The organism is Peribacillus sp. NPDC056705 (genome assembly GCF_043656335.1).
Window position 1 is genome coordinate 56,375 of the sequence record NZ_JBHTYI010000024.1, and the last position, 9,293, is coordinate 65,667.

The 9,293-nt window shown below is 37.6% G+C and carries 10 protein-coding genes; 3 read left to right on the forward strand and 7 right to left on the reverse strand.

The annotated features are described in order from the left end of the window. Positions 1–18 precede the first annotated feature (18 nt). A complete protein-coding gene (locus ACFRAK_RS21210; protein ID WP_387600484.1) occupies positions 19–465 on the reverse strand; it encodes a GNAT family N-acetyltransferase in 447 nt (148 codons plus the stop codon). A gap of 253 nt (positions 466–718) precedes the next feature. On the opposite strand from ACFRAK_RS21210, the gene ACFRAK_RS21215 reads away from it, so the two are divergent. Further along, positions 719–898 (forward strand): small acid-soluble spore protein H, encoded by a 180-nt coding sequence (locus ACFRAK_RS21215; protein ID WP_260286606.1) that lies wholly within the window; start codon positions 719–721, stop codon positions 896–898. Positions 899–1,520: 622 nt separating this feature from the next. Further along, positions 1,521–1,676 carry a hypothetical protein gene (locus tag ACFRAK_RS21220; protein ID WP_394572450.1) on the forward strand — a complete coding sequence of 52 codons (156 nt, stop codon included), beginning with the start codon at positions 1,521–1,523 and terminating at the stop codon, positions 1,674–1,676. 164 nt (positions 1,677–1,840) lie between these two features. Here ACFRAK_RS21220 and ACFRAK_RS21225 read toward each other — a convergent pair whose 3' ends face one another. The 4 genes from ACFRAK_RS21225 to ACFRAK_RS21240 all read right to left on the reverse strand — a co-directional run bounded on the left by ACFRAK_RS21225 (position 1,841) and on the right by ACFRAK_RS21240 (position 6,482). Further along, the gene (locus tag ACFRAK_RS21225) at positions 1,841–2,848 is read right to left on the reverse strand and encodes a ketoacyl-ACP synthase III (protein ID WP_394572452.1); all 1,008 of its coding nucleotides are present in this window, start codon (positions 2,846–2,848) and stop codon (positions 1,841–1,843) included. 267 nt (positions 2,849–3,115) lie between these two features. Continuing rightward, a complete protein-coding gene (locus ACFRAK_RS21230) occupies positions 3,116–3,628 on the reverse strand; it encodes a DUF3189 family protein (RefSeq protein WP_387601007.1) in 513 nt (170 codons plus the stop codon). A gap of 227 nt (positions 3,629–3,855) precedes the next feature. Continuing rightward, positions 3,856–4,950, reverse strand: a complete 1,095-nt coding sequence (locus ACFRAK_RS21235) for a D-alanyl-D-alanine carboxypeptidase family protein (RefSeq protein WP_387600476.1) — start codon at positions 4,948–4,950, stop codon at positions 3,856–3,858. A gap of 560 nt (positions 4,951–5,510) precedes the next feature. Further along, positions 5,511–6,482, reverse strand: a complete 972-nt coding sequence (locus tag ACFRAK_RS21240) for an acyltransferase family protein (protein WP_394572454.1) — start codon at positions 6,480–6,482, stop codon at positions 5,511–5,513. Between the two features lie 382 nt (positions 6,483–6,864). Between ACFRAK_RS21240 and ACFRAK_RS21245 the strand changes: the two genes are divergently transcribed. Next, a complete protein-coding gene (locus tag ACFRAK_RS21245; protein ID WP_192206337.1) occupies positions 6,865–7,257 on the forward strand; it encodes a thiol-disulfide oxidoreductase DCC family protein in 393 nt (130 codons plus the stop codon). Between the two features lie 114 nt (positions 7,258–7,371). Here the strand turns inward: ACFRAK_RS21245 and ACFRAK_RS21250 are convergent, their stop codons facing one another. Both ACFRAK_RS21250 and ACFRAK_RS21255 read right to left on the reverse strand, forming a co-directional pair. After that, positions 7,372–8,718: a DUF3238 domain-containing protein gene (locus tag ACFRAK_RS21250; protein WP_387704921.1), complete on the reverse strand. Its 1,347-nt coding sequence runs from the start codon at positions 8,716–8,718 to the stop codon at positions 7,372–7,374. Between the two features lie 152 nt (positions 8,719–8,870). Further along, on the reverse strand, positions 8,871–9,293 hold a 423-nt coding region (locus ACFRAK_RS21255), incomplete at its 5' end, for a KGG domain-containing protein (protein ID WP_394572457.1).

The following is a 9,293-nucleotide window of genomic DNA, read 5'->3' on the forward strand; positions in this document are numbered from 1 at the left end:
TCACACCCGTTAATGAAACTAAAATGGAGATTTACGCACTTTTTGCATAAATAGCTCTGGATTATCGATCTGATTAAAACCGTATTTTTTATATAATGAATGTGCATCATTAGTAGCTAACATAAACCTGCGGACCCCCTCCAGTTCGGAATGGTTGGTGATGACATCCATTAACCATTTTGATAATCCTAATTTGCGATAGTCAGGTAATATAAACACATCGCAAAGGTATGCATGTGTTACTAAATCTGTTATGACCCTTGCAAATCCAACTTGTTCACTACCTTCATTACCTATTTCACCCTTATAAACCCCAAAACATAAGGTCGTATTTTCAATTGACTTCATTACTGTTTCCTTAGGTATTCCCTTTGACCAGTAAGCTTCTTGATTCAAAAAACCATGTATTAAATCTACATCCAAATACTTTTTATTAGTAGAAATCGAAAATCCTTTACTATTCATTTTACATCGCCTCCAAACCTTTTTTTATTTTCTGTAATTTTACCAAACAACAGGTTTTAATCTTTTGAACTGGCTCGCCACGTTAGTCTAAATGATTATAGCTTCCTTAAATATAACTCGACCTTCAGCTGATGCACCAGTTTGTTAAATAAGTGTGTAAGGGATTGTTGGAAGAATTTTAATTACAACAAGTATATCTAGGTAATTCGGAACAAATATTATACATGTCACAAATTCTAAGGAGGTGGCTAAAATGGACGCACAACGAGCAGAAGAAATTGCTTCTTCACCAAATATGGTTAATGTAACCTATAATGAGGAAAGTATCTACATTGAGCATGTGGATGAACAAAATGGAATAGCTACAATCCATCCCCTTGATGATCCAAATAAAAAACAAAGTGTTACTGTAACCAGCTTAAAAGAACAGTAATTTCCTCGATTCAATAATAAACCTCCACTTTCGGGTGGCGGTTTATTGTTCGAGTCATTCCAATTACCATTTTCAAAAAAAGAGAGCTGCTGATCAGCTCCTGGGAATGAAGTAAAGCTCGTATTGTTGGTGTAAAAGGCAAAGAAAAAACAAGCGAATTCATAAAATTCGCTTGCCTTTTGATTTTAAGTTATTGTGTAATTTGCTGACTTTTAAAATACTATTTTAAGCGATTAATGATTAGTAAATCTTCAACTGGCATGTCGTATGCACGATTACCAAGCTCTTGTTTTAAACGTTCATTATCTTCATACTCTTCGGGAGTAAGTAATTAAAAGTGCCAAATCCGGGATTTAGAGGCAAAGTAATAAAACGGGTTTTCCTGTTCACTCTAAAAGAGGTAGAATCAGGACTTTGATATTTACGGGACGCTGCCCCTTGTTGAAAGCAAAAAGAACTGCCATAAAGACAGCTACGATTTTCAGCTAATGCACCTGATATTTCAACAAGGTCTAAATTATAAGTTGCTAACGACAAGAACTATTTTTTAAATAATAATACGTATTTCCCTTATACATGCGCATATTAAAAACAATAACATTGAAAGCGAGGTGGATACGTATTGTCTAAACAAGGGATGCAAAACAAGGATCAAACGAGAAAGCAAATCGAGAAACAGGATAAAAGAAATGATGTTGAACTAGGTAATGAATTTCAAATTGGAAACACAAGTTCACAGAGCCCCAAAAAAAGCGGACATCAAGTAAATAAAAAATAACCCCGATTTTTCGGGGTTATTTTTTACATTTTGTAAAATCGCAATTCAATTTTTCTGAAGCAGAGAGCGCTGATATTAGCTAGTAGTGAAAGAAATGCAGCATTTCCATAAGTACATCCTTAATCATCAAATCACTGTTTAGCTAAATGATTACTTTGTATACATCACAACGGTGTAGGAGTATTAATTTGTTCGTCAAAATTCACTTCTAAAAGTTGTCCAGCGTGAACCAATCCAGATCCAAATCCGTACATAAGAACTCGGTCTCCATTTTTGACTTTTCCCTTACGGATTCCAAGATCAAGAGCTAAAGGAATGGTTGCAGCAGAGGTATTTCCAAAGTTGACTAAGCTATAAAGCGTTTTTTCCATTGGGTATCCTAATTTTTCGCAAATAGGCTCTATCAACCTTAAGTTAGCACTATGAGGTATAAACCAATCAACTTGATCTAAACTCGTTTGCGTTTTTTCTAATATCTGTCTTATACTTTCAGGAACATTTCTTACAACCCATCGAAAAACTTCTCTACCATTTTGTACAAGATATTGAGTATCTATTAACTCAATCCCATTGATCTTTTTTGATAGTCCAGACCGATATACATGTTGTGCTCCCCTCCCATCACTTCCTAGATGGAATCCAATGAGACTTTTTGATTGTTCATCTCTTTCAACTAATACCGCACCAGCACCATCACCAAATAAAACACATGTATTTCTATCTGTATAATCTGTAATTTTTGAGAGTGTGTCCGCTCCAATAACTAGTACCTTTTTGTGGAGCCCAGAAGAAATTAAACTGTGTGCTGTATGTACTGCATAAACAAATCCTGCGCACGCTGCACTTAAATCTATGGCACCTGTTTGGGATATATTTAATTGGTCCTGTATGATACTTGAGACAGATGGGAATGGTAAATCTGGTGTGCTTGTTGCCACAATAATCATATCAACATCTTCGACTTTTTTATTATATCTGTGCATTAAATCTTTTACTGCAGATACACATAAATCACTGGTAAATTCATCAGGACGGGTTATTCTTCGTTCATGAATCCCGGTTCTTTGAATAATCCATTCATTATTCGTTTCGACCATTTGCTCAAGTTCAAAGTTTGTTAATTTTTTTTCTGGTACATATGTCCCGATAGCTGTTATTCTGGCCCCTATCATACGCTCACCCCATTATTTAATTAGAAGTTAGTATTAATACCTGGTACTAATTATAACAATTTATATTGTTAATTTTCAATTTTAATTCCTTTTTTTTCTAAAAAAAAAAAAAAATACTTACTCCATATTGAAATAAACTGCCCCTTTAGTTCCATAAAAAGAGGCTTTTGCAGCACCCCTTTTCCATCCAGTAACATAACAAAAAAAGCCAACATCATTTGTTGACTTAATATATCGACATTATAATTTTATTAAAATTCATTAGTATTACTTGTATATCTCATTTTCCAATATAATCACTTTTTCCTCATTCGCTGCTTTCCCGATTTGTTTCGTATTTTCAACAAGACGAAAAATATTATCACAGCATTGTTTGGCACCTATAAGCAATAATGGTACACCTATAAAATCAATTTTCAATGCTCTTGATAAATATCCCCCTATAGACATAGCAATAGGTACAGTTGGTGAAGTATTGGAGAATACTATTACTTCGTTAAAATGAAATTTTTCTTCTAGTAGTAAAGTCAATTCTTTTAATGCTGGAACCACCAGTTTGTCTCTTCTATGTCCAATTGTATAAACGGAGTTGCCCTCTTCATCGATCCCGCGAAAAATTAGCTTTCCAGCATCCTCTTTCGTAAATTTATTAAAATATTTTACATTTAATATTTCTTCCGAAGTTAATTTTCTTTCCGATTGAGGTAATTGTTTTAAATGATATGCGGCAGCCAAAGACGTGGTATGTGTTCCCCCATAATCATTATAGATATACATCATGAAATCATCCCTAATAGTCATATTTAACACTATTATGGTCATATACTCCATTTCCAATTCGGTTGCGGTACCTCTAAATGAATATTCATATCCTGAGATCATCATTAAAAGAAGAGTACACCTATTTGTCATTATAAGTGCACTCTTCCATCCCCTTTAATCCGGGGTATGTATAAGGCAGCGCCTCTGATTCCATGCGGTGATTTTTTCAGTGAAAATGATGAAACCTACCGATGGTAAAGAAAATTCATTAGCTTATTATCATCGATTGTTTCTTTTTTAATTGGGGCAGGCAATACTGTGTTTCTGACATCAGCTACCATTTTAAGGTCAAAGGAATCTATTGCTTCCCCTTGTTGGTTCATGATTGAGAGAATTCCATCATTACTCGTTTTTAGACTTGGTTGATCATTCATTAAATGAGTATAGTATAAGTCTTCGTTCAGCTTGTAGGAATTAGAGTAGTCCGCTGAATAAAGTATGCTATTTTTATCAATTTTGCCTGATTTAAAGTTTTCAAAGCCATAGTTGAATAAAAGCTTAGTATCAGAGTAAGCAAACTTGTCTGAAGGGGCTTTCAGAGTGACGGCAATCAATTCTTGTTCTCCCCTAGTGGCAGTGGAAATCAGGGTGTAACCGGATTTACTGACGAAACCGGTTTTCCCGCCGGTTATTCCTTTATAGGGGAGTTCGCCTTTTAACATTTTATGATGGGTAACTAGAGTGGTGTCCCATGTTTCCACTTCCCATGGTAATTCCTTCTTCCCAAAATACTCACGGAACGTTTCATTTTTCATTGCATATTGGGTAATTTTCGCAAGGTCACTGGCTGTCGTTACATGGTCTTTGTCAAATAATCCATGGGGGTTCGTAAAATGAGTATCGGTGACGTTTACTTCTTTTCTTAAAAACTCATTCAAATCTTCCATGAACAGTTTTTCACTACCAGACATATGCTCGGCAATTGCGATGGCTGCATCATTTCCGGAGTTGATCAGCATTCCTGCAATTAATTTGGAAAGCTCGATTTCCTCCCCAGGTTCCACAAATACCGAGGAACCGTCTGCCTCCGCTGCTTTTTTGCTTATCGTCACCAGTTCGTCCTGATCCCCGTGTTCTATAGCATATATAGCCGTGGCAACTTTCGTTAGACTGGCTGGATACATCCTTTTATTCATATTTTTTTCGTATAATACATTCCCACTATTCGCATCAATAATGATCCCTGCTTCACTATTGAGAGGTAAGTCAGATTCTGCACTTACAGTCGTAGAGGCGAAGGGGATTAAAGCCAAGATGAAGATGAAGAAAAACTTTTTCATATGCCTCTCCTTTAATGGTAGTCAATTCTATATAGTCATAATAAAATAAATCCGAAAGGTAAAAGATGTTTTATTGAAAGTGAAATACAAAAGTAATTCCCCTTTAATAATTTTGGAAACATTTCGGATAACGACCTTCATTTTCTTTCCTAAAATAACTTTATTAGGGTCATTACCCTTTTATTGGAGACCTCATTCAATCCCCTTTAAATAGATATTTTTGTAAATCACTAAATCTTTTCATAAAAAAAAACCTTCAAACTGAAGGGCTGAGTTTGTAGACAAAAGGGGTTTTATCTATATTTCAAAACAAAGTTGATTGGAACGGAAGGTGCGAGACTCCTGCGGGAAAAGCGCGTCGAGGGGAGACCCCACAGGCGCAAAAGCGCCGAGGAGGCTCCCGGACCGCCCGCGGAAAGCGAGTGCCCTACGTTCCAATCGACGTTCGAGGTTTTATAAACCTAAATAAAAATTTAGACAAACTTGTTTTTATCAAGTTTGTCTACAGTCTGAACCATTCAAACTAAAGGGGTGGTTACTTTATAGGTGTTGAAAATCTGTTATGTTTTCATTTTCATTCCTATTAACATACATTCCACTTTTACAATCGGCTTTCTTGATAATATAAATATAATCGTTACAGATATGGCTAATAAAACATAATATTGGCCACTTTCTTTGATCCAATCATAAATAAATGAGTTATAAACATATTCCAGAATAAACATGTGAAAAAGATAAATAACTAATGTAATGGATCCTATTTCAGTAAAAAACGTCTGCTTTCTAGGAACAATACAAAGGAAACTATAAGTGGCCGCTCCCATGATTAAATAAACGATCAGCTTATATACAAAACCGAGGGCAATGGAACCTTCCATTAATTCCTTATAACCTAAACGGCCATAAAACCATTCCCTCCAGGTCATTTCACCAAAGAAATAAATGCCGGCAAAGATTAACCCTAGTACACCCCAGCCGATTAGGGCATTCCTTTGCTTTTTAACCCATTCAAAATGATCTTTTTCTAAAAAATGTCCAATTAAAAAGAAAGGAAAGAAAAAGAACGTTCTCGACAAACTTAACCATTCATTTACTTCACCGATGTAACCAATTATTAGAGATACGATTATCGAAGAAACGATTCCATATTTCCTTGAGGTGAATATTGACAATAATATATTCCAACAGAATAAGCTTATTAAGAACCATAAGGCCCACCTTGGGGTCAATATTGAGAATTCAATTGGTTCATCAAATAACTTCTGATAATAAAAGGTATAAATCACCTGGAATATTACATAGGGAATCAATATTTTCTTTATTAGCATCCAAAGGTCCTTTTTACTTTTTATCTTTCTTGAAAAATAGCCGGATACTAAAATAAAAGCTGGCATATGGAATGAAAAAACAAACAAATAAATAGTTAAAATCCATTCGTTTTCTTCTACCATTCGAGCTAATGTGTGTCCTAAAACCACTAGTACGATTAAAACAGCTTTCGCATTATCAAAATAAGGATCACGTTTCATTAAATCTTACCTCCCTTTAAGGAAACTGTTCGTTATATTTCCTAATCCTTAATTATGCTTTGAATGAAAAAACCGGCTTTCCTCTAAAAAAGGATTGCCGGCTTTTTTACTAAAGGAAATTCAATGGAGTATCTACCATATCATAGCTTGTTTACAGGATAGTTAATGGCAAATAACAGTTTGATAACAGAGACTTAAACTAGGGGTCCAACCGCCAATTGCAGCCTTCTTATGGCACACCCGTTTAGTGACTGGCCGGAACGTATAATCCCTTCCAAAATTTCAAATCTCCAAGCAGTTCCATATGTTTTCGCCTTACCAAAACGGGTAGTGTATTATAGAAGCATGAGTATGATAACGTCTCTCTATAGGAGGAATGTTCATGAATCCGGTCATTTTATTTGATGGGGAATGCAACTTTTGCGATTCGAGTGTCCAATTCATCATAAAGCGGGATCCGCAGGGGCTTTTTCATTACGCTTCGCTTCAAAGTGAGGCGGGACAAGAGTTGCTGAAGAAGTATGATGTTCCTGCAGATATAGATAGCATGGTGCTGATCGAAAGGGATAAGGCCTACTATAAATCGTCTGCTGCCTTGAGGATTTGCCGCCGCTTGCAAGGGACGTGGAAATTGCTTTACGGTTTCATCATCGTTCCAAGCTTCATCCGGAACTTCGTGTATGATTACATTGCCAGGAACCGTTACAAATGGTTCGGAAAGAAAGAAGAAAGCTGTATGCTGCCTTCGCCAAGTGTTCGAAAGCGGTTTTTATAAAAAAGACCTCATCAACAAGCAAAAAGGACTTCAAGTAATTCGAGGTCCTTTTTGTTTTTTTGTATTAGAAATGGTAAAAAAAAGACGATCGGCAATCATTGCTTTTCGTCCTTTTCATTGTGTAAATGTGGAATATCTCCATAAATGGTTGGCCGTAGGATGCGCCATCATTTCAAGCCCTTTGTTTTCCGCTAAGTGCAGGGGGGCCCAGTTCTGTTCATCTGCCTCCTTTAGGTAGACCTCGTGATGCGGTGCCTGATCATGATAGCCGGCTATATTGATTTCACCATTTCGGTAAAAGGTCCCGATCACTTTATAATCCACGGCAGGAGAAATGATGATTGGGTTGCCTACGGAGTGTGTCAGCTGAATCGTCGTTTTCTCATGATTGGTTAATACGCGCTTCACTACAATGTCTTCATCCGAGGCCACTCCTTCTTCAAGGAAATCCCCATCATGATTGTAGGCCTCACTTTTCCCGACTGCTTTGGTACATTCAATCTCGGCTTCACTTTCCTTTTCGTGAATGTTCACATCGACCCTAGTCCGGAAACGGGATGATTCAGGATCAAACCCGCGGTTGTCTCCTTTAAAATAGGGAACCTTTGAGGCAAGATTGGGGTTCTTCAGCCACCCTTCCGGTAAAAAGGTGGAATAGCGCAGCTGCCAATTTCTTTTCTTTTTACCATCCTCGGGGTTTTCACCTGGGTGCAAAAGCTGTTTTACAGGTCCTATCTTTTTAGTATTCGTTATTTCCTCGATCGCTGCCTGTGCTTGGGATGAACCTTTTTTTACGGCTCCGACAATACTTGCTACAAGGGATTTCACGGCATAGGACTCCTGCTCTGAACGCGGAAGGGGCCGCTTTGCTTTAATGGTATAAGTGTATTCCTGCTCATCACTAATACTCCGGTCACTGAAGGAACATCCACCCACTTTCCCAATATCCATGCCGTTTCGGTATACCCGATACTCTTTTATTCCCTTGATGGGCTCCCATTCCAGGCTGGCTTGGCCTTTCGCGACAATCGTGGTGAATACCAAATCCAAAAGGATATTATCCTCTTTTTTATTCTCGGCGGTCGTTGATGTCTGTATTTTCATCCTGTTCACTGCCTGTTTTTTTCCATTCAAGCTATCTATCGTGTACGTATAGATGGTTCCTGGAGTCAGTCCCTGATCTGCCATCCTTGGCTCCGGCCCGCTGTAAATCAGCTCTTGCCCCCTGAATACCCGATAGAAACCACCTTCATCAGGCCACATAAGCTTTATGGAATCTTCTTTCCGTTCGATCTTACACATCAATGAAGCCGTTTTGAATACCGCTTGATGCTTCCTCTTATTTGAAATGAGATAAGCGATGCCCGCAAGACCAAGAGCAAGCAATGAATGCCGTGCAGTGAATGTAACTCCGCCTATTTTTAAACGGGGAAATGAATCATGGACAATCAACTTCTTCATCACCTCTTTCTATTCCAGGTGTTATTTCTTTACCCACTTTAATTTCCAAGCACACTTTGGAATGTGCTGTGAAGGGAATTTCCATGTGATGGCATAAAAAACCGAGGGAATGGTTGCTCCCTCGGTTTTTTATGAGTTTCCTCGATTATATTTTAACGGCGGCTTTTTTGCCCGCCTTTGCGTCCTGCTTCTTCACGGCTCATTTTTCCATCATCGGAACCATCTCGTTGATTGGCCCGTGCCTCTCCGCCTTTTTCGCCGATTTCCTGATAGAATTCCTTATCATGTTTTTCGGATGTCGCTTCTCCGCCTTTTTGGCCAATCTCTTGATAGAATTCCTTATCATGATTTTCGGATGTTGCTTCTCCGCCTTTTTGGCCAATCTCTTGATAGAATTCCTTATCATGATTTTCGGATGTTGCTTCTCCGCCTTTTTGGCCAATCTCTTGATAGAATTCCTTATCATGATTTTCGGATGTTGCTTCTCCGCCTTTTTGGCCAATCTCTTGATAGAATTCCTTATCATGATTTTCGGATGTTGCTTCTCCGCCTTTTTGGCCAATCTCTTGATAGAA